Origin of the sequence: Alishewanella sp. BS5-314, from assembly GCF_025377695.1 — a bacterium.
Lineage (GTDB): Bacteria > Pseudomonadota > Gammaproteobacteria > Enterobacterales > Alteromonadaceae > Alishewanella > Alishewanella aestuarii.
Window position 1 is genome coordinate 946,081 of the sequence record NZ_JACEHJ010000002.1, and the last position, 21,535, is coordinate 967,615.

A 21,535-nucleotide genomic window follows, 5' to 3' on the forward strand; every position below is an offset into this window, starting at 1 on the left:
CCTATGCAGTATCTTTATTCTAGTCTGTTATTGGTTACCACTCTGCTTTGGCAAAACAAGGCCATGGCTGATACCGCCAGTCTGCGGTTTTGCTATGAAGATAAACCGCTGTTACCCTTTTATAATGGCCACGGTGACTTGCCTGCGCCACAGCCTGGCGCCGCTATCGAGCATCTGCAAGCAGTAGCAAAGGCTACTAACATCGAGCTAGTTCTGATCCGCCAACCTTGGCTACGCTGCCTGGCGCAACTGGAAGCCAATCAGGTCGATGCGCTGGTAGCGGAATATGCCAGCGAGCGCGACCACTATATGCAGGCGCCACGACGCCCTGATGGTCAACCCGATGAGAGTCTGGCCATGAGTAGCTTTAGACTGTGTCTGACTTATCATCAACAGGGTTTGCTACCGGAGAAACTGAGTCAACAGCGCGAGTTTGCCCTGGCCCGCCCACTTGGCTACCGCCCCTTGCCGATGCCCGGCCCCCATATTGAGGTATCTGCCGATTCAATTGGCCATGCGTTGGAATTAGTCAGCTCAGGACGCGTGGACGCCACCACAGTGCTCTGTGAGTTGAACGGCATCAATGTCGAGCCCGCCGAGCTACTGTTGCGACCGCTGCAGATCTACCCGACACCGGTGTACCACTCGGTTGGTTATTTGATGTTCAGTAAGGCCTTTTATCAGCAAAATCCGGATCTTGCTGTCAGGATCTGGCAACAGGTAGCGCAACAGCGGGATACCAACCGTTATCTGGACTATTTACAGCAGCCACAGCAATAGCAGCTGTACTAAAGCATTATTGCCAGACGTGACACAGCAACTAAGCTGGTAGCGTATTTCCTTTGGAGTGACTATGCGCCCTTTTATTCCCAGTGTTTTCAGTACTGCCATGCTGTGCAGTGTCGCGGCTCAGGCGGCCGCTCTTCCCGATTTACAAGCGGTCCCGGAGCTTAAGCTGTCACCGTCGCTGACGGTGTCGGGGTTATCATCCGGCGGCTACATGGCAGCACAGTTCCATTTGGCGTTTGCTCCTGAGGTTTCCGGTGCGGCCATCCTGGCGGCAGGCCCGGTGTACTGTGCGCGTAATGATTTACGTCAGGCGTTAGCACACTGTATGAATCAGGCAACCGCAGCACCGGATCTACAGGCGATCAACGCTTACCTTGAGCAACAGCAACAAGCCGGCAAGCTGGCAGCGCCGGCAGCGCTGGTAAATAGCAGGGTCTGGATCTTTAGCGGGAGTGCCGACAGCACCGTGTTGCCGCAAGTCAGCGCCGCCCTGTACCAACAATATCAGCAATGGCTGCCGGCTGAGCAGCTGGTATGGGTTAACGACCAGCCCTTTGCCCATCATTTTCCGACGGCTAAAAGCGGTTTAACCGACTGTAATAAATCCGAGGCACCCTTTGTTGCCAGCTGTGAGTATGACGCTGCTGGCAAATTGCTATCCCATCTGCTTGGTGAGCTACAGGACGCCGCCAGCAAAACCAGTGGCACCTTGCTGAAATTTGATCAGCACCAGCTGGCCAGTGCTGCCCGCGGCCAATTAGCACAGTATGGTTATCTGTATGTGCCAACGGCCTGTGCCTCGGGTAACAACTGTCGCTTGCACGTCAGTTTTCATGGTTGCCGTCAGGACGCCAGCCAGGTGGGTGATGCCTTTATCCGGTATACCGGCTTGAACGAATATGCCGATAGCAATCAGCTGGTGATCCTGTATCCACAGGTTGAGAAAAGTGCGATGTCGCCCTTTAACCCGAATGGCTGCTGGGATTGGTGGGGCTATAGTGGCGAGGATTACGCGACTAATGCCGGCGAGCAAATAAAAGCGGTAAAACAGTTAGTGGATGCCCTGCAACAGCGGCGCTAGTGCTGTTGCTGTTTATTGATGTCACTCTAGGTTGCCGGTGTTACCTCATCGGCTGCATTTTCATCAGCACTGTGCTGCAGCAGTTGCTCCAGACAGTGCTGACGGACCCCATAAAACTGCTTTAACGCCGCAATCTGTGCCAGGATCGGCGCTCGGGGTTTTGGTTTTTGTCGCCGGGTCGCCAGGATCATTTTATTTTTACTGGTATGCTCCAGTGAAATAAATTCAAACACCTTGGTATCATAACCATAGGCCTCCAGCAGCAGTGCGCGCAGACTGTCGGTCAGCATCTCAGCCTCCTGACCCAAATGAATACCATGCTGTAACATGGGTGACAGTACTGCGGGTAGCTGCACCTGTGGCCGGATCTCCTTGTGGCAACACGGTGAACACATAATAATTTCGGCGCCGGTGCGAATACCCATATGGATAGCATAATCGGTGGCGGTATCGCAGGCGTGCAGCGCCACCATCACGTTAATGCCCTGCGCTTTAAAATGCTTTACATCGCCTTGGGCAAACCGGATGCCATCGAGCTGCAACTGAGTCGCAGTGTTATTACACAGGTCAACCAGCGACTGTCTGAGCTCCACCCCTGTTACCTGCGCCGCGATGCCGGCGCTATGCCGGAAATAGTCATGCATCGCAAAGGTCAGATACGCCTTACCTGAACCAAAATCCGCCACATGCAGCTCGGCGCGTTCTAACAAGCCGGTGTCTTTTACTGCGCCGGAGAGAATTTCAATAAACTTATTGATCTGCTTCCACTTATTCGACATCGACGGAATGATCTCACCACGGCTATCGGTGACGCCTAACGCCGTTAAGAATGGCCGGCTTTGTTCAACGTAGCGTTGCTTGGCTCTGTTATGACTCTCGATTTTGGCCGTTTGTGCCTGTTGCTTAGTGGCCAGCAGATACTTGCCTTTTTTACTTTTCGACAGTTGCGCGCTATGCTGGGTACTTTGCAGATTAGCTTGCGCAAACTCTGTCAGCAGGCCGTCCAGCACAGTCGCTGCCTGCGCTGCCGGGTAGTTCTTAGTCACATGGTTAGTTTGATATTGATACAGAAATTTCAGCTGCCAGCTGTCCTTTAACTGTACCGGTGTAACCTCCAGCCGCTGTAATGCTGGCTCCGTGCCCTGGTATTTGCTTAACACCAGCTTGACCAGCTGCTGTTGTTGCAGACTGTCGTTTAACAGGGCGGTAAAACTTAGCCAGGCGGCCTGATGTTCAGCCAACAGTGTTCTCCTAAAAATCGGTGCTATAAAACCGGGGCCATCAGATGCGCGGCGCGCGATACTGCGCGCAGCCACCACGGCCGTTCAATAATTTCCGTCAGGCTCATTTGCCGGGAACGTTGAAAATCAGCAACAAACATGGTCGCAACCTCAGCATTAAACGCCTCATCTAACAGCAGCGCAGTAATTTCAAAGTTCAGCCGGAACGAGCGGTTATCCAGATTGACGGTGCCAATAGCACTGAGCTGCTGATCGACCAAAAAACTCTTCGCATGTAAAAAGCCCTGCTGATAACGATAGATTTTAACACCAGCATCCAGTAAAGGGCCAATAAAGGCGTAGGCCGCCTGAGTAACCAGCAGATTATCAGTGCGCTCCGGGATCAGGATCCGCACATCCACCCCGCGCAGCGCTGCCAGCTTCAGTGCCGCCAGGGTCCCCTCGTCTGGCACAAAATACGGACTGGCGATCCAAATCCGCTCTCTGGCACTGTGTAACGCATGCTGGATCAGTAAGCTGGCAGTTTCAAAGCGATCAGCTGGCCCCGATGGCAAGATCAATACCGGGATATCCCCTTGCGCCGCCGCTTCTGCCTGCCAGTAAAGCGCCGGGATGGTTTCGGCGGTCCAATACCAATCTTCGACAAAAGACAATTGCAGTGCCAGCACGCCGGGACCAGTGAGTTTTAAATGGGTATCCCGCCACTGGCCGTAACGCGCGACCTGCCCTAAGTATTCATCACCGACATTAAAACCGCCCAACCAGCCCTGTTTACCATCGGCAATCACGATTTTACGGTGATTACGAAAATTCAGCTGAAACCGATTGCCCGCGCCCTTGGTGGAATGAAAAGGCCGTACTGCGACACCGGCATCGGTCATTGCACGTAAATAGCTTTGCGGTAAGCGATAACTGCCGATTTCATCATATAAAAAGTATACCTGCACGCCCTGACGGGCTTTTTCAATCAGCAGTTGCTGTAACTGCCGACCGAGCTGATCATCACGCACAATATAGAACTGCACCAGCACATACTGCTGTGCCTGGCGAATACCGTCAAAGATACTGGCAAAGGTTTGCTCGCCATCGATTAGCAGTTGCGCGCTGTTACCGCGTAAAAACGGCATCTTGGCCAGGCGTTCCACTGCTTGCAAACTGCCGCGATCGCGAATGCTGTGTAATACAAAATCCTCAACCCCGGATGCTTTTAACTGATGCTTGTTAAACAGCTCATGCTCGGTTTCCTGACGCGAGATAACATAGCCCTGAAAACGACTGCGGCCAAAGATCCAATAAGCAGGCACTGCCGCATAGGGAAAGGTATTGAGGGAAATAATCCAGGCGATACTGCCCTGAGCGGTGCGCGACGACATCAGGGCATCCAGCGACGATAAGGCACCGGAAAGGTGGAATAAGGCTAACAGCAACAGCAAAAAGCGGCGCCTTTTACTAAGGCCGCCCACCCGCCTGCCGTCAACCAATGGCTGCCGGGCAAAGGCTTGCTGTAACAGAGATTTGATTTTTAACATGCGGTGACAGCCAGCTCAGAGCGGCCTAACACTGTGTCTGCAGTTGAGTATGTGACCGCATCAGGCGGTACGGGCATAACCGACATCAACCTCAGTCGGCAAGGCGCGGTTGCGCAGCACGCGGATCACGGTATGGCGGCTAAGCTGTTTGCCTGCTAACGACTCGCCGTCTTCAAGCAACAAGCATTCGACACATTCCAGATCCGAGGCCACAACCAAAGCCAGTAAGGTATCTTTACCTTGCAACTGCACCAATTGATACAAACCGCTATCCTGCGCCCGCTGGGTCGCGAAATACCAGCTTTTATGGGCACTCAGTTGCCGGTAACGATTAGCAAGGGCATGTAAACAGAGTTCAAAGCGCAGGGCATCATCAACAATGACTGGCTGCAGCGCTTCATGAAAACGCCAGAACGCTTCCGCTTCCGCCAGTGAAAATGGCTGGCGGACGGGTTTGTCATTCAGGTTGGCAGCAGACAGCTCAGAGCTAAACTGCAACTGGTCATCAATATCCAGTAGCAGCCGATCTTGCTGTGGGCAGTAATACCAGGTCCATTGCTCTGACGGCGTTAACATCGCTCTCCTAAATCTGGTCAGACTACGCAGTAATTAGCACTAATATAGCACGCTGATCAAAAAGTTAAAGATTATTTATGTCTAAAAAATGTTGATCAGCGACGGATCTTTATAACGCATCAACGATTGATTTTACCAGCGCCGGCCCGCCGTAGATAAAACCGGTATACAGCTGCAACAAGTCGGCGCCCGCCGCCAGTTTTTGTTGGGCAGAGCTGACATCATGGATCCCGCCAACACCAATAATCGGAAAATCTTTGCCGACAGCCTGGCGCAGCTGGGTTAATACCGCTGTGCTACGCTGTTGCACTGGCTTGCCACTTAAGCCACCGGCTTCGTCCGCATATTTTAATCCAGCTACCAGGCTACGATCCAGGGTGGTATTGGTGGCAATGGCGCCATCCATTTTACTGCGCAGTAAGGTCTCTGCCACCTGCTCTACCGCGACGCTGTCCATATCCGGCGCGATTTTTACAAAGACTGGCACATAGTTATCATAGTGTGCCTGCAAATCTAACTGTTCATTCTTAACGCTTTGTAATAAATCAAATAACGCTTCACCGAATTGCAGGTCGCGCAGACCGGGGGTATTGGGCGATGAAATATTGACCGTAATATAGCTGGCATAGGGATAAACCTTACGCATACAGTGCACATAGTCGTCTTTGCCCTGTTCGTTTGGCGTGTCCTTATTCTTGCCGATATTAATGCCTAGTACGCCTTTAAACTGGCTGTGTTTGACATTGTTAACCAGATAATCGACGCCTTTATTATTAAAACCCATGCGGTTAATAATGGCTTCAGCCTGCGGCAAGCGGAACATCCGTGGTTTCGGGTTGCCCTCCTGTGGCCTTGGCGTCACGGTACCCACTTCCAGAAAACCAAAGCCCATCTGGGCAAAGGCAGCAATACAATCAGCATTTTTATCCAGCCCTGCGGCCAGACCAACCGGATTTTCAAAGCGGATACCGGCTACCGTTTTCGGTTTGGCGACCAACTGTTGCCGCCATAACGCAGACAGCGGCGTATTTGCCAAGCGCTTTAAACTGCCAAGGGCAAAATCATGTGAGCGTTCGGCATCACAACTAAACAACACTTTTCTGGCAACTGGATAGAACATAACAAATCCTGCAATAAAAAATACCCCGGCTAAGCGGGGTATTGTAATGACTTCAGACTAAAGTTAACAGCGTCAGACCGACTGACTTAACAACATCAGTTCACGCATTGCTACTGAAAACTTCGCAAACTCATGGCTTTGCGTAGTCTTAAACTCTGACAACATTAACCGCCAGCGTTCAACCAGATGCTGATGCTGATCCAGCCAGTTCTGGATAATGTCATCGGCATTACAGACACTGCCACAGCTCTTCACCACCACTGAGGTTAAACCCCGTTGCTGCCAATCCAGCTCTTCACGGTACGAAGCCCGTGCCAACGCCTGCCAGTGGTTTGCCACCGGTTGCCGGGTAATTTGCTCCAGGAACCAGTGTAGATCCAGTTTATCACCCAGTTTGAAGTAAATTTCCGCTACCATCGGTAGTGGCGTCTGCTGGGCGTCGGCAACCTGTGCGATATCCATTACCGAGAATACGGTACTTAACTGCGTCAGATAACGTGCCACAGTCGCTGGGATCCCCTGCTCTGTCAGCTCGTTACATTTCTCAGTCAGCTCCTGCATCTCGCGTTCGGCCATATACTTGGCCAGATCTTTACTGATGCTCTCGTAAGCCGGTTTAAAGAACTTAATGGTCTGGTTAATATCCAGCGCCTTGTCGCGGTGACGCACAAACCAGCGGGTAGCCCGGCGCATGGTACGGCGTAACTGGAACAAGACCCGGCTTTGCAGTGCCGCCGACACTTTATTATCCAGTTGCTCCAACTGCTGCCAGTGCTTGGCTACATCGAACAGCTCTCGCACTATGGCATAACAAATGGCCACTTCCGCTACGCTGGCACCGGTTTCTTCAAACATCCGTTGCACAAAGTTCGGGCCCATTTCGTTAACCAGCATATTGGCTAGCTTGGTGGCCACGATCTCGGCTTTCAACGGATGCTGACTGATTTCCTTGCCAAACTTCTGTTGTAATACTGCCGGGAAGGCACCGGTTAACAACTGCTGGAAGTAAGGATTATCCGAAATTTCCGGCGTCACTAAACGCTCTTTTAACACCATCTTACCGTAAGCAGTCAGGATCGCCAGTTCAGGACGGGTTAACCCCATGCCTTTGGCCATCCGATCGGCCAGGTCGTCATCAGATGGCAGGAACTCCAGCTCACGGTTTAACTTACCGTCTTTCTCCAGGGCATGGATAAAGCGGGTATATTCCTTGATCTGTTCAGAACCTAACAGCGACGACAGACTGATACTCTGGGTTTGCCGGTAACAATCGCCGATCACGATCGCAGCCACATCATCGGTCATATCATTTAGTAATTTATTACGCTGTTTTAGCGTTAAATCACCGGCTGCCGTCAGGGAGTTTAACAGGATCTTGATATTAACTTCGTTATCCGAACAGGTTACACCGCCCACGTTATCGACGAAATCGGTATTGATACGACCACCGTTGGCCGCATATTCAATCCGGCCACGCTGGGTACAACCCAGGTTGCCCCCTTCGCCGAAGATCCGCGCGCGCAGCTCGCGGCCGTTAACCCGCAGCGCTTCCGAACCACGGTCACCGACTTCAGCATGGGTTTCGTTGCTGGCTTTGACGTAAGTACCGATACCGCCGTTCCAAATCAGGTCGACCGGCATCATCAAACATTCCCGGATCAGCTCATTTGGCGTCATGGTCGTTTTGGTCGTGCCCAGCATCTCTTTCATTTGCGGACTTAACTTAATTGACTTGGCGCTACGGGCGAACACGCCACCGCCTTCAGAAATCAGTGCTTTATCATAATCATCCCAGGTAGATGTCGGCAGATTAAATAAACGCTCACGCTCTTTAAAGGAGCTGGCCGCATCCGGATTCGGATCAATAAAGATATGCATATGGTTAAAGGCAGCCTGTAAGCGAATATGCTTAGACAGCAACATACCATTACCGAACACGTCACCGGCCATATCACCAATAGCAACACAGGTGAAATCAGTGGTCTGGCAATCGATACCAATTTCGCGGAAGTGCCGTTTTACTGCTTCCCAGCCGCCACGGGCCGTGATGCCCATTTTCTTATGGTCATAGCCGTTCGAACCGCCGGAGGCAAAGGCATCGCCCAGCCAGAAACCGTAATCTTCCGAGATACCATTAGAAATATCCGAGAAGGTCGCCGTACCTTTGTCGGCCGCAACAACCAGGTAAGGATCATCTTCATCTAAACGCACCACATCTTTTGGCGGCACGATCTGACCCTGTTTAATATTGTCGGTAATGTCCAGCAAGCCGCGGATAAAGGTGCGGTAACACTCTTTACCTTCATTGATAAAGGCTTCGCGACCGCCGGTTTCCGGCAACTTCTTACAAACAAAACCGCCCTTGGCACCAGATGGCACGATCACGGTGTTTTTCACCTGCTGTGCTTTTACCAGGCCCAGCACTTCGGTACGGAAATCTTCGCGTCGATCAGACCAGCGTAAACCGCCACGGGCGACCTTACCGAAACGCAGATGCACACCTTCAACCCGTGGTGAGTAGACAAAGATTTCAAACATCGGCATTGGCAACGGCATTTCCGGGATCAGATCAGGTTTTATCTTAAAGGAAATATAAGGTTTCTCAGCACCGTCGTCATAACGCTGGAAGAAGTTAGTACGCAGGGTAGCGTTAATCATATCGACAAAACGCCGGATAATGCGGTCGTCATCGAGGTTAGCCACATTTTCCAGCTGAGCGGCGATTTGCTCTTCCAGTTTCTCCAGCTGTTTGGCGCTGGTTTTTTCACTGGGTGAGAACTTGGCATTAAACAACTGTACCAGTAAACCGGCCAGGGTCGCATAACGGGCAAAGGTGCTCTCAACATAGCTCTGACTAAAGGTGCTGCCAATCTGGCGCTTATATTTGGCGTAGGCACGCAGAATAGAGGCTTCACGCCCGCTCAGACCAGCGCCGAGGATCAGGCGGTTAAAGCCGTCATCTTCCAGTTGGCCCGCCCAGACTTTCGTCAGTGAGTCCTGAAAGCTTTGCGACGCAGCGGCGAAATCGGCAGGCACTTCACCGTTTAACTCCATTGCGAAGTTCAGGATCCAGCTCACCGAGCCGTCCGGGCACTTAACAGCATAAGGTGTTTCACCGATAACCCGTAAACCAAAGTTTTCCAGCATCGGCAACACATCAGACAAATGGATTGGGTGATCTTTATGGAACAGATTCAGCCGCACAGCTTTACTGTCCTTGCCCTCTTCCTGTGGCCGGTAGAACAACATTTCCAGTTTATGTTCGGCAGATAAAGATTCCAGTTTACCGATGTCGACCAGCGCATCATTCGGCAACATGTCTTCTTTATAGGCGCGCGGGAAGGCATTAACATACTTGCGGCTTAACTCGCGACCGCGGGCTTCGCCGTACACACCGATCAAAGCTGTTTCCAGTTTATCTTCCCAGGTGCGGGCGGCTTCAACCAGATTACGTTCGATTTCTTTCACATTATACTCGACTTGGCTATCGTTGATCCGCACCAGATAATGGGTGCGGGCCAACACAGATTCTGAAAAATAGGTCGTAAATTCAACCGGCTCGGTTGAACCAAAGGCCTGCGCCAGGATGGCCTGGGTGTCTTTACGCAACTGGGTGTTGTAGCGCTCACGCGGTACATACACCATCGCCGTCACAAAGCGGCCAAAGGTATCTTCACGCACAAACAGCCGTGTCATATCCCTTTCCTGCATTTGCAACACACCACGGCTTACGTCTAACAATTCGTCAGCATTGGCCTGGATCAGCTCATCGCGGGGATAGGTTTCCAGAATATTCAGTAAGGCTTTATAGGCGTGGGTCCCCACTGCAAACTCAGACTGCTCCATCACCTGTTGCAGCTTGTTTTTCAGCAGTGGAATATCGGCAGCGCTGTTGTTATACAGACTAGATGAATATAAGCCGATAAAGCGGTCCTCACCGACCACCTTGCCGTTTTTGTCAAAACGCTTCACACCGATATAGTCAATATAGGCTGGACGATGGACCCGCGATTTAGCATTGGTTTTCGTCAGGATCAACAAGCCACTGGACAGCGCTTGCTGACGGCCGCGCTCCGGTAATTCCGACAGCATCAGATCACGAGGCTCAGAGCGGCGCATCAAACCCAGTGCCGAATCACGGTCACCGACAATCTGGTAATCACCTTTTACCGGCTTGATTTCATACGAGCGGTAACCCAGCAGCGTAAAATTATCTTTTACCAGCCAGTTTAAAAACTCGGTGGTTTCGGCCAGCTCAGCTGCCGATGCCTTACCGGCATGTTTAGGTAAGGCTTTGATCACATCTAACAGCTTTTGCCGCGCCGGCTGCCAATCCTGCACTGCCAGCGACACATCTTCCATGACCGACAGCAGTTCCGCCTTTAACGCCGCTATTGCATCAGCATCGGTCATACGATCAATTTCAATATGGAATACGGTTTGCTGGGTACTGGCGTCGGCTAAGCGACCCAGCTTCGCGAAGTCAGTGATGGCGTTTTTGCTATCACGTTTGGTTTGCAGCGGATAATGCAACAGTAAATGCGCAGTAATATTGTGCCGGTTTAGTGCCATCCGCACCGAATCGACCAGAAACGGCATGTCCTGCACCACGATTTCAACAATGGTGTGCTTGGATTCCCAGCCATGACGGGCAATTTCCGGATTGAACACCCGGATCCGCGCCTGTGGTTCGGCATGTTGGTTAAAGGTTTGCCACAAACTTAATGCCGCACCGTACAGATCACTGTCGTTACGACCTACCAAATCTTCACTGGAAATATTGCCATACAAAGTATGGGAAAATTTATCGACCAGCTCGACCTGCTCTTTTACTTTTTGTTTGATGAGTTTGCTGACATTTTGTAGTAGTACTGAGGGTAGACCGTCTATCTTTGCCATTATTGCATCCTTTTATCAATCACTGCGACATTGCAGGATCCACAAAATTAACGGGGATGTTTTAAGCTGCGCAGTGTAGTAGCTATTGTAGCGCTTTTGAAGCGATATTTGTGGCTTTTAAGCTGGTTATACCACTGAATTGCAGGCAGTTCTGGCTGATTATTCAATGGCTCTAAATAGAAAATGGCCTTTCGGCCATTTTCTTGGTTTTCATTGCATAATTATTTGCAAAAATATTTTTTAATTATTTTTGCGCCAGAAAAATGCAGCCAGTGCCGGTAGTACTACTATCGCCCCTAACATGTTTACAATAAACATAAAGGTCAACAGGATCCCCATGTCTACCTGGAACTTCAACGCTGAGAATACCCAGGTGCTGACACCTATCGCCAGTGTAATACCGGTAAAGAGTACGGCGCTGCCGCGCTCTTTCAGCGCTTCAAAATAGGCCTGGCGCAGCGGCATACCATCGCGCAGCTGTTGGCTCATCGTCGACAGGATATAGATACCATAGTCAACACCGATACCGACACCCAGCGCAATAACCGGTAAGGTCGAAACGGTTAAGCCGATCTGCAGTTTGGTCATTAGCGCCGTTGCCAATACCGACACCACATACAGTGGGATAATCACAGCAGCGGTCGCTTTCACAGAGCGGAAGCTCAGCAAACAAAGCACTATCACCGCAAGATAAACATACCACATCATCGGTTGCTGGGCGGCACTTACCGCCTCGTTGGTAGCGGCCATAACACCAGCAGGCCCGGTGGCTAACATAAAGCGGGTATCGGCATCACCCAGTTCAGCACCGTGTAACTTGGCAGCGCGCACAACCCGCTCTATGGTTTCTGCTTTATGATCTTCCAGGAAAATCATCACCGGCATCACCGAGCAATCGGCGTTTAACAGGCCGGTACTGGTTTCAACCCGTGACGACGCCTGTACCAGACTCTGGGTATTGCGCGGTAACACCCGCCATTTCGTATTGCCTTCGTTATAGGCGGCGTTAATCACTTTGGATACCGAGGACAAAGACACCGCAGACTGTACGCCGGGCACATTCTCCATTAACCACTGGAACTGATCGATCCGGTCCATAATGTCATGGCTGGTACAGGCACTTGGGATACTCTCAACCATCACATTGATATAGTCGACCGAGATCGCAAAGCGGTCGGTGATCAAAAAGGTGTCCTGGTTATAACGCGAGTCTTCATGCAGCGCCGGCGCGCCGGCATGCAGATCGCCAATTTTCAGCTGCTGGCTCTGCCAATAACCGTAAGCAAACAGCGCGGCTGTACAAACCAGGATCACTGCAGCATACCGGCGGGTGGCGAGGGCCGATAACGCATGCCAGATTTTCTCGGTAGCCGGGCTTGGCTCTGACACCCGCTGCTGATAGCTCTTGCTAAAACGTACAAAAGACATTAACACCGGTAGCAGGACCAGGTTAGTCAGGATAATCACCGCCACACCCAGACTGGCAGTAATCGCCAGTTCGCGGATCACGCCGATTTCGATAATCAGCAGCGTCAGGAAGCCGACCGTATCTGACAACAAGGCCACGCCGCCTGGTACCAGTAACTTACGGAAACTGGCTTGTGCGGCGGCCTTGGCATTCATGCCGGCGGCAACCCTTTTCCCGGTGGAGTTGATCATCTGCACGCCATGGCTGACGCCGATAGCAAATACCAGGAATGGCACCAGAATCGACATCGGATCGATCCCAAAGCCCAGCACGGTTAACAGCCCCATCTGCCAGACTACCGCAATCAGGGAACAGGCTATCGGTAGTACCGTTAACATCACTGAGCGCGAGAACAGGAACACCATAATAGTGGTAATCACTATGGCAATACCAAAGAACGCTACTACGCCCTTTGCACCTTCAGCGACATCGCCAACCATCTTGGCAAAACCAATAATATGGACGCTGATCTGCTCACTCTGATATTTAGCGCGGATGTCATTTTCCAGCTTGCCGGCAAAGGCGATGGTATTAAGTGGTAAGTTGGTTTCCGGATCGATCTCCAGTAAGGAGGCGGTGATCATCGCACAGCTATAATCATCTGCCACCATGCGACCGACAATGCCCGCTTTTTCGGCGTTTTCTTTAACCCGGGCCAAACCTTCAGCATCGGCGGTAAAATCAGCCGGGATCACCGGGCCGCCGGCAAAACCGTCTTCGACCACTTCAATAAAGCGTGTACTGGGGCTAAACAGTGATTTAACCAGTACCCGTTCCACCCCCGGCGTATACACCACATCATCGTGAGCACGGCGGAAGTTATCAAAGAAGTTGGCATTAAAAATATCACCACTGGCATCACACATGGCGATCAGGATGTTATTGGCGCCACCAAAATCCTGCTCATGCTTGAGGTAGGTTTGCATATATTCATGCTTGAGCGGAATATTCTTACTAAAGGCCGCGTCGAGCTTGATGTCTGTGGCCCGCCATAATAGAAACAGCGTGGCCAGCGCAAACAGCACCAGCACCGCCAGGCGATGTCGAAACAGGCTATATTCGAACTTATTAACCAGCCAATTTATACTCATATTATTCAGACTTACTTATCGAGGTTAATCTCACACCAGTTTCCGTCACCAGCACCAACTGTCCTGCCAGCGGCAGACCATTTAAAATTGCCCGACCGTCAGTTTGCGACAGATCGCGAAATGATTGCCCATCGTCGCCACTGAGTAACAGGGTGCCGGCATTACCGGTCAGGAAAAGTTGTCCCTGTTCATCCTCAAAGATGCTATTTAGCGTTGCCGATTGCGGTAAACTGATATCTTGCCAGCTTTCGCCGTCATCTGTACTGCGGAATAGATTCCCGCGCAGCCCCGCTACCAGTAACGAGCCCTGCTTGGTGCGATGCACATCAAACAAGGAGCCGTTATAAAAATTCTCCAGCCGTTGCCAGTTTTCTCCGCCATCCTGACTAACAGCGACAAAACCCGCTTCGCCCACCATCAGGATTTCATCGCCCTGCACCATTAAACGGTTAAAATGCGGCAGTACCGACTCACGCTCCAGCATATAGCCTTCCGGATCGGTTTCTGCCAACTCAGCCAGAAACTCCTGATCTTCTTCCGAAGCCAGTGCCAGATAAAAGGCCTTGTGCCAGCTGTCACCGCCATCCTGAGTGGTATAGAACATGCCGTAAGCACCAATGGCCATGCCACGCTGGCGGTCAAAGAAATAGACATCCATTAATGGCTTGTCGAGTTGTGGCAAAAACTGCTGGATCTGCCAGCTCTTGCCGCCATCCTGAGTATGCAGAATAGTGGCATCATGCCCAACGGCCCAACCATAATCCGCATCGACAAAATAGACAGAGGTCAGCAGGGCCTGCACCGGTACCTGTGCCTGTTGCCATTGCTGGCCATCCGCACTTAACAATATATGACCGCGCTCTCCGACCGCAGCAAAACCTGCCGTTGGGATCGCGACCACATCCGTCAATAAACTGCGCTCGGCCAGTGGCACCATAAAGGCCGCCTTGGGTGCGGCATCGGCAATTTCATCGTCAGTTTCGGCAACGGCTGCGGCCAGATGGGTCAGGGACAACACCGACATACAGCCGGCCAGAAAATACTTATGCATAGCTTAGTTACACGCTCTGATTATCAAGCGCAGGCTGATGCCTGCAGTTAAAAAAAAGGCTGGCTCGAGCCAGCCTTTTTCCGGCACCCGGTTTAGCGGGTACCCTCACGACGCAGCGATGCTGGTGTGAAGTCGTTATCAGATAAGGTGACAGAGAAATCATACATCTTATCTTCGTTATCCAGACCAATCGCGATATAACGGCGCGAGTTCAGGTCATGGTAAACTTCCAGCGTACTCCAGTGCGTTGGTACTTCGTAGTAGTTTAAACCATGCGCCACGGCAACGCGGTACAGATCACCACGGTTGTCGTACAGATCGGCAACATGGATCTGCCAGCTATCCTCATCGATAAAGAACACCCGTTTGCCATAAACGTGGCGGGTACCCTCTTTCAAGGTCGCTTCCACTACCCAGACCCGGTGTTTCTCATAACGAACATGTTCAGGATTAATATGACCAGGCATCAGAATATCTGAGTACTTCAGATTATTGCTGTGCAACTTGTAGTCATTGTAAGCGATATACATTTCGCGCTTACCTTTTAACTCCCAGTTGTAACGGTCAGGCGAGCCGTTAAACATATCAAAATCATCGGTAGTACGCAGACCATCCGATGCCGTACCTGGCGCATCGTAAGCCACGTTTGGCGCGCGACGTACCCGACGCTGACCGGTGTTATAGGTCCAGGCCTGACGCGGCGTTGCCACCTGGTCCATGGTTTCGTGTACTAATAAAGCAGTACCGGCCAGACGCGCAGGTGTCGTGACACTTTGTTTGAAACGGAACAGGATATTTTCAGCCTGTAATGCCTCAGGAGTTGCGTCCGGATGCGAGTACTTAAACATAATCTGCTCTTCAAAGCCGATTAACGTATAAGCGCCCTGCGCGGTAGGTGCTGCCTGACCGCCGTTACGGCTAGCCGCAACGCCACGGTAGCGGACGATATGGTTCCAAATCGCTTCCAGGCCATTGCTTGGGATCGGGAACGGAATACCAATGGCAGCATTACGCAGACCATTACCACCTTCAACTAATTCAGCGTTAGCGGCAATACGCTTGGTCGCATCATAGAAGTACTGCGGGTAAGAGGCACTGCGCCGGGTTGGGTAGATATTCATTTTGAACGTATCAGGATACAGATCAAATAATGCAATCTGCCCCGGGCTCAGGAATTGCCGATACTGGTCCAGGTTGGCTTTGGTAATAGTAAACAGGATTTTATCATCAGCAAACGGATTAGGATGATGATCACCTGGCTTATAACCCGCTGGGGCTGCCAGAATACCGCCTGTCCACTCTGGAATGGTACCGGCAGCATTACCTGCTTTCTCCGCACCAACCGGCGTTAAATCCTGCCCCAGACGCGCCACCTGATCTGCCGGTAACTTCGCCAGAGCGTTACAACTGAACACCAGCGCAACGGCTGATGCTAATAGGGTGAGTTTTTTCATAATTCGCGCTCGTCCCTTAAATAGAGTACTTGATATTGAAAGAAATAAAGTCACGGTCAGCAGTGTTATTGGTGGTGCCCACGCCGCCCCAGAACCAGTTATAACTTAATTCGCCAGACCATTTGTTCAGGTAGTCGAAAGACACCGCATAAGAAGCGGACTTACGATCTTTGACAAACATAAACAGCGGATCAGGTGTGATACCGTTCACATCATGTGAGAACACCAGACGCTGCGATAAGTTCACCCCGGCAAAAACGTTGTTGTAATCCGCCTTGGCTAACACCCGGTAACCCCAGGCCGATGCCGTTGGGAACGGGTTAGTCTCAGGACCATTCGACAAACCAGTATGTAAACCTTGTGACGGACCATTAGCACCAATTAACGGCGCGCCGCTACGGTCAGTGTTTGGACCGTTCAAGCGCAGCACGTCTTGCGCTGGCATATTGTTAATCCGCACACCACCCACTTCGGCTAACATTGTGAAGTTATCCGCACCCAGCGTCGGGCCAAATAAATGCGTGATAGTCGCCTGTGCCTGCACGGTATCACGTAAAATATAACCCTGAGCATAGTTGCCCGGTGTTGCCTTAACGCCAATTACCCGTCCAAGTTGCGAGATACCGACCAGATCCGGACGAATACCGGCATTACCAAGCTGCTCTGGCATACCGGCATACAGAATTTCAACGTCGTCGATCTGTAGCGGTTCATCTTTACGGTAAGCGATTTCACCGGCAACCGAGGTTGTACCCCAGTTGGTGTTAAAGCTAAAACCGTACAGTTTGATATCTTCCGGATATTCCAGTAAGCCTTTAGAGAAGGCCCGCAGGTTCTGTACATTATCTTTGTTCAGATTACCGGCATTTTGTACCAGATAACCCAGGTCAGCTTGAATCGCTTGCTGACGGAAATCTGAGGCAATACCTGAGATCACCGGCACCCGGCTGTGATAATTCATGTAATACAGCGCAAACTCGGTATCGCCTAAGTTAGGCGCGAAATATTCCAGTTTAATACCGTACTGACCGCCATCATCCGGCTTAATTTCACCGGCATCACCAAAAGGCCGCAGTGCAACCTTGGTAGGATACGCCAGATAAATTTGTGATGCCTGAGCAGCAGAAATCTGACCGGCCGCTACTGCAGCTCCTAAACCATTCAGATTTTGCAGTAAGAATGCCAGGTCAATATCCGGGTTACCGGAGAAACCTAACTGAATATTCTGGGCATAACCACCGCGGCCAGCGAAGTCGTTAGTTGAGAAGTAAGTGCCCGGAGGTGGCAGATAGCTTTCCTGCCAGCTGTACTGATAGAACAACTCTGCTGACAGTTGATCGGTCAGACCGACAGCCAACGTCACCATACCGGTAGGAATAAAGGCTTCTTTTAAATCCGCACCCGGTGCGCGCAGGATCCCGACGTCAACCGGCGTAATATTGATACCGTGCGGGATAAAGGTGCTTTCACCCCAGCTTAGTACCTGATTACCCACCCGGATAGTGACCGGATTCATACCATCGTTAAAGGAGAAATTGCCGTAAACAAAGGCATCAAGTAAACGTATATCTTTACAGGCTAATTCGCGCGAGCGTTTATCGTCACAAGGATCAACCTTGTTACCACTGAGCGGATTAGTATAGGCAAAGCTGCCTCTGTTCATTGCCGTGTCATAGAAGTACATAAAACGGCTGAAGAAACCGATATTATCCTTTTTGATGGATAACTCGTGCAGGCCCTTAAACAGGCTGCTAAACATATCACCACGGTCGAAATTCAGGTTACCGGCGTCGCCGTTGCTGGAATAGGCGCCTGGCTGAGCCCAGATATCAGAAGCAGGGTAAATGACGTTAGTCGCAGCGTTGTAACCGGTCCAGTTAAAGCGTGGATGATTAACTTTGGCAATAGTGTCCCAATTACGCTCCTCAGTACGCCAGCTGGCGCCGTATGAGAAGGTCGAGTCAAACACCACTTCTACATCACCGAAATTAAAAGTGGCTGCCTGAGCCGGTGCATAAGACAGCGTAAACAGCGCGGTGGCAATACCGGCTGCCAACGGACTTTTTGCAAAGCGGATTGGCCTTTTCTTCATGTTGTTGTCTCCCCCCCTGTCCCGACAGGTAGTGTTATGTGCTTTTTTATTTATTGTGCTGGTAGCTGAGCAGAGCTCAAACCAGTTCCTTTCATTAAAATAATTACATCATTTACCGGCGTTAGCAAGGCTTGCCTAAATGTAAATCTGTTGATTTTTATTCAATTTTTAACCGCATTGCGGTATTAGACGCTGGTATCGACGGTTTACAGTTTAACCTTGCAGGCCGGACCAGCTACACCTAAAGCTAAGCTAATGAAATTAAAGGTCAAACCAGCTAATAATGCAAGTCAATGTTTTAATCTCTTGTTTAAAGTATAAACTCTAATTAATTTTTTCCAGTTGCAAAAATTCTCCATTGTCCGTTACCGTTAACCGGAAACGGCCACGGATGCCAATGGCGCTGATAAAGGGTTGAAAATGCCGGAAAGCGAGCTGGATCCGCTCGCCGCTGTCCGCGGTAACCAGCACGTAGCGCGACTGGCCCTGGTAATAACGCTGACATTTTTCAACTGACAAAAATGCCCCAAACAGATAGCTGCGACTCATACCAGGCTTCTACTAACCTTCTCATACAGGTCATCGGATAGATCACTGCGCTTGGCCAATTGCTGTAGTAAAGCGATTAAAATCTGCTGCCGCTGCTGATCATAACGCTGCCAGGATAACAGCGGCGTAATTAAGCGTGCCGCCAGCTGCGGATTAACCTGATCCAGCCGGCCTACGACATCGGCCAGCAGACGGTAACCCTCACCATCTGCCCGGTGGAATTGCGCCGGATTACGCTGTGAAAACGCGCCATACACGGCCCTGACCCGGTTTGGATTCTTCCAGCTAAAGGCCGGATGCTCGGTTAACTGCGCCATGGCAGCAAAAACTTGCGCTTTGGGCGAGCTGACGACCAGATTAAAGTACTTGTCCAATACCTGCACATCATCAGCAAAGCGTGCCGCGAAATCCTCCAGCAAGGCCGCTGTTTCAGCTAACCCTACTAACTGGCCACAACGCAAAGCTGCCAGACGATCGGTCATATTGTCAGCACTCTGGTATTGTTGCTGCATTAAAGCAGCGCCTGCTGCACCGTGCACCAGATAGCTTAAACACAGATTCCGTAGCGCCCGGCAGCCAACCTGAGTTTGCTCATAGACATAGGGTGTTACAGTTAATCGCTGGTAACAGCCTAACCAATCCTCATACAGCGCCGTGGCCAGTTGCTGCTGCAGGCTGTCCAGCGCCTGCACCAGTGCCTCGACCGGGATCTGCTGATACTGCTCGGCCAGACTATCAAAATCCGGCAGCTGTAACAGTTCCGCCGTTAACGCCAGATCAGCAAGCGGCTGCTGCAACCAACGACGAAACAAAGCGAGCAAAGCCGGATTTAACGTTGGTAGCTCAGCCGCAGCGATAGCTCGCTGTAACAACTGACTCCAGTATTGCTGCATTGCATCCCAGCGTGCAAAATCATTACTGGCCAGCTCGGCAATGCTCAGCCACTGTTCGGCAGTATACTGGCAATGTAGCTTAACCGGCGCGGAAAAATCCTCCAGCCAGACCACTAAAGGGCTATCAGCAATATCATTAAACAGAAATTCACCCGACTCGGCGCTTAACACCAATAGTTGTTGCTGGCAGCGGCCCGTTGCAGGTTGCAGGATCTCAATTTTTACCGGGATCACCAACGGCAATTTGGACATTTGATCAGCTGTTGCAGCGGTGTGTTGACGCAGCTGCAGTCTGAGTTGCTGCTTGTCCGGATCATAATGGCTGGCAACGGTTAACTCCGGCGTACCGGACTGACTATACCAGCGGCGGAACTGCGTCAGATCCTGACCGGTGGCATCCTGCATGGCCTGCACAAAGTCATCACAGGTTACCGCCTGCCCATCATGGCGCTGTAAATACAGACTATGGCCTGCAGTAAAGCCGTCGCGTCCGAGCAAGGTTTGTAACATCCGGATCACCTCGGCGCCTTTATCATACACTGTGACCGTGTAGAAATTATTCATTTCCAGCACTTGCGGCGGGCGGATCGGATGCGCCATCGGGCTGGCGTCTTCGGCAAATTGTGCAGTACGGATCAGCTTTACCGCATCAATCCGGGTCAGGGTGGCAGAGGCCATATCGGCGCTAAATTCCTGATCGCGAAATACGGTTAAGCCCTCTTTTAAACTCAGCTGAAACCAATCGCGGCAAGTAACACGGTTCCCCGTCCAGTTATGGAAATATTCATGACCGATAATAGATTCGATATTAAAGTAATCGCGATCGGTGGCAGTAACATCGTCTGCCAGTACGTACTTGCTATTGAAAATATTCAGCCCTTTATTTTCCATCGCCCCCATATTAAAAAAATCAACGGCGACGACCATATAGCGATCCAGATCATACTCCAGACCAAAACGCTGCTCATCCCAACGCATCGCCCGCTTCAGTGATGACAGCGCAAAACCGGCACGACTGCCCTTACCTTTCTCGACAAAAAACTCCAGCTCGACCTCACGACCACCGGCAGTGGTAAAACGGTCAGCCAGCCGATCAAAATCGCCGGCAACCAGCGCAAACAAATAACTGGGTTTGGCAAAGGGATCATGCCAGGTCACTGCTGTACGGCCATCGGCCAACAGCTCGGTTGCAACCTTGTTACCGTTCGACAGTAAAAACGGCAGCTGCGCCGTATCAGCGACCAGCGTAGTGGTAAATACTGACAGTACATCGGGGCGATCCGGGTAATAGGTGATCCGCCGAAAGCCCTCTGCTTCGCATTGTGTGCAATATACCCCTTCTGCCAGATATAAACCCTCAAGCGCAGTATTCTGCTCAGGATTTATTTCAGTAACCAGTTGCAGGCTACCGCTTGCCCCCGGATCGGTGAGCATCAGTCCTTTGTCATTCAGCTGATACTCCGTCTGCTGCAGTGGCTGCCCATTCAGCTGGATACTGATTAAGGTTAAGGCCTGACCATCTAACCACAAAGGTCCTGCACTCTGGCGTCGGAATACTAACTCAGACTGCACCCGGGTTGCGGTCGGATGCAGCTCAATCCGCAACCTGGTTTGCTCAATCACAAAGGCCGGGATCTGATAGTCCGCTAAACGTTTTGGCTGACGAAGATCGCTCATACGATAATTTCCTAGTTCTACTGCG

At 51.2% G+C, this 21,535-nt stretch carries 13 protein-coding genes; 2 read left to right on the plus strand and 11 right to left on the minus strand.

What is annotated here, in order from left to right:
- Positions 1 to 3 precede the first annotated feature (3 nt).
- Together H1D31_RS08890 and H1D31_RS08895 are read left to right on the plus strand one after the other, a co-directional pair.
- A complete protein-coding gene (locus tag H1D31_RS08890) occupies positions 4 to 780 on the plus strand; it encodes an amino acid ABC transporter (RefSeq protein WP_261257847.1) in 777 nt (258 codons plus the stop codon).
- A 73-nt stretch (positions 781 to 853) separates the two neighbouring features.
- On the plus strand, positions 854 to 1,870 hold the full coding sequence (locus H1D31_RS08895) for a PHB depolymerase family esterase (protein ID WP_261257849.1): 1,017 nt from the start codon (positions 854 to 856) through the stop codon (positions 1,868 to 1,870).
- Between the two features lie 26 nt (positions 1,871 to 1,896).
- Here the strand turns inward: H1D31_RS08895 and H1D31_RS08900 are convergent, their stop codons facing one another.
- From H1D31_RS08900 to pepN, 11 genes are all read right to left on the minus strand, one after another.
- On the minus strand, positions 1,897 to 3,111 hold the full coding sequence (locus H1D31_RS08900) for a class I SAM-dependent methyltransferase (RefSeq protein WP_261257851.1): 1,215 nt from the start codon (positions 3,109 to 3,111) through the stop codon (positions 1,897 to 1,899).
- A 23-nt stretch (positions 3,112 to 3,134) separates the two neighbouring features.
- Positions 3,135 to 4,640 (minus strand): cardiolipin synthase, encoded by a 1,506-nt coding sequence (cls, locus tag H1D31_RS08905; RefSeq protein WP_261257853.1) that lies wholly within the window; start codon positions 4,638 to 4,640, stop codon positions 3,135 to 3,137.
- Between the two features lie 60 nt (positions 4,641 to 4,700).
- Positions 4,701 to 5,216, minus strand: coding sequence for a cell division protein ZapC (locus H1D31_RS08910; RefSeq protein WP_261257855.1), 516 nt, complete (start codon positions 5,214 to 5,216; stop codon positions 4,701 to 4,703).
- A 109-nt stretch (positions 5,217 to 5,325) separates the two neighbouring features.
- Positions 5,326 to 6,336, minus strand: a complete 1,011-nt coding sequence (pyrD, locus tag H1D31_RS08915; RefSeq protein ID WP_261257857.1) for a quinone-dependent dihydroorotate dehydrogenase — start codon at positions 6,334 to 6,336, stop codon at positions 5,326 to 5,328.
- 72 nt (positions 6,337 to 6,408) lie between these two features.
- Positions 6,409 to 11,235, minus strand: coding sequence for an NAD-glutamate dehydrogenase (locus H1D31_RS08920; RefSeq protein WP_261257859.1), 4,827 nt, complete (start codon positions 11,233 to 11,235; stop codon positions 6,409 to 6,411).
- Positions 11,236 to 11,475: 240 nt separating this feature from the next.
- On the minus strand, positions 11,476 to 13,794 hold the full coding sequence (locus tag H1D31_RS08925; protein WP_261257862.1) for an efflux RND transporter permease subunit: 2,319 nt from the start codon (positions 13,792 to 13,794) through the stop codon (positions 11,476 to 11,478).
- Position 13,795: 1 nt separating this feature from the next.
- On the minus strand, positions 13,796 to 14,845 hold the full coding sequence (locus H1D31_RS08930) for a WD40/YVTN/BNR-like repeat-containing protein (RefSeq protein WP_261257864.1): 1,050 nt from the start codon (positions 14,843 to 14,845) through the stop codon (positions 13,796 to 13,798).
- Between the two features lie 92 nt (positions 14,846 to 14,937).
- Positions 14,938 to 16,302 carry a DUF1329 domain-containing protein gene (locus H1D31_RS08935; RefSeq protein WP_261260082.1) on the minus strand — a complete coding sequence of 455 codons (1,365 nt, stop codon included), beginning with the start codon at positions 16,300 to 16,302 and terminating at the stop codon, positions 14,938 to 14,940.
- Between the two features lie 13 nt (positions 16,303 to 16,315).
- The gene (locus H1D31_RS08940; RefSeq protein ID WP_261257866.1) at positions 16,316 to 18,391 is read right to left on the minus strand and encodes a DUF1302 domain-containing protein; all 2,076 of its coding nucleotides are present in this window, start codon (positions 18,389 to 18,391) and stop codon (positions 16,316 to 16,318) included.
- A gap of 324 nt (positions 18,392 to 18,715) precedes the next feature.
- Positions 18,716 to 18,940, minus strand: a complete 225-nt coding sequence (locus H1D31_RS08945; RefSeq protein ID WP_008608384.1) for a DUF2835 family protein — start codon at positions 18,938 to 18,940, stop codon at positions 18,716 to 18,718.
- Positions 18,937 to 21,510, minus strand: a complete 2,574-nt coding sequence (gene pepN, locus H1D31_RS08950; protein WP_261257868.1) for an aminopeptidase N — start codon at positions 21,508 to 21,510, stop codon at positions 18,937 to 18,939. The genes H1D31_RS08945 and pepN overlap by 4 nt, the downstream gene beginning before the upstream one ends.
- Positions 21,511 to 21,535 lie beyond the last annotated feature (25 nt).

Bases quoted from the DNA above. Each gene is read 5' to 3' on its own strand.
- H1D31_RS08890 (WP_261257847.1), top strand. From the start codon at position 4: ATGCAGTATCTTTATTCTAGTCTGTTATTGGTTACCACTCTGCTTTGG.
- H1D31_RS08895 (WP_261257849.1), top strand. From the start codon at position 854: ATGCGCCCTTTTATTCCCAGTGTTTTCAGTACTGCCATGCTGTGCAGT.
- cls (WP_261257853.1), bottom strand. From the start codon at position 4,640: ATGTTAAAAATCAAATCTCTGTTACAGCAAGCCTTTGCCCGGCAGCCA.
- H1D31_RS08910 (WP_261257855.1), bottom strand. From the start codon at position 5,216: ATGTTAACGCCGTCAGAGCAATGGACCTGGTATTACTGCCCACAGCAA.
- pyrD (WP_261257857.1), bottom strand. From the start codon at position 6,336: ATGTTCTATCCAGTTGCCAGAAAAGTGTTGTTTAGTTGTGATGCCGAA.
- H1D31_RS08920 (WP_261257859.1), bottom strand. From the start codon at position 11,235: ATGGCAAAGATAGACGGTCTACCCTCAGTACTACTACAAAATGTCAGC.
- H1D31_RS08925 (WP_261257862.1), bottom strand. From the start codon at position 13,794: ATGAGTATAAATTGGCTGGTTAATAAGTTCGAATATAGCCTGTTTCGA.
- H1D31_RS08930 (WP_261257864.1), bottom strand. From the start codon at position 14,845: ATGCATAAGTATTTTCTGGCCGGCTGTATGTCGGTGTTGTCCCTGACC.
- H1D31_RS08940 (WP_261257866.1), bottom strand. From the start codon at position 18,391: ATGAAGAAAAGGCCAATCCGCTTTGCAAAAAGTCCGTTGGCAGCCGGT.
- H1D31_RS08945 (WP_008608384.1), bottom strand. From the start codon at position 18,940: ATGAGTCGCAGCTATCTGTTTGGGGCATTTTTGTCAGTTGAAAAATGT.
- pepN (WP_261257868.1), bottom strand. From the start codon at position 21,510: ATGAGCGATCTTCGTCAGCCAAAACGTTTAGCGGACTATCAGATCCCG.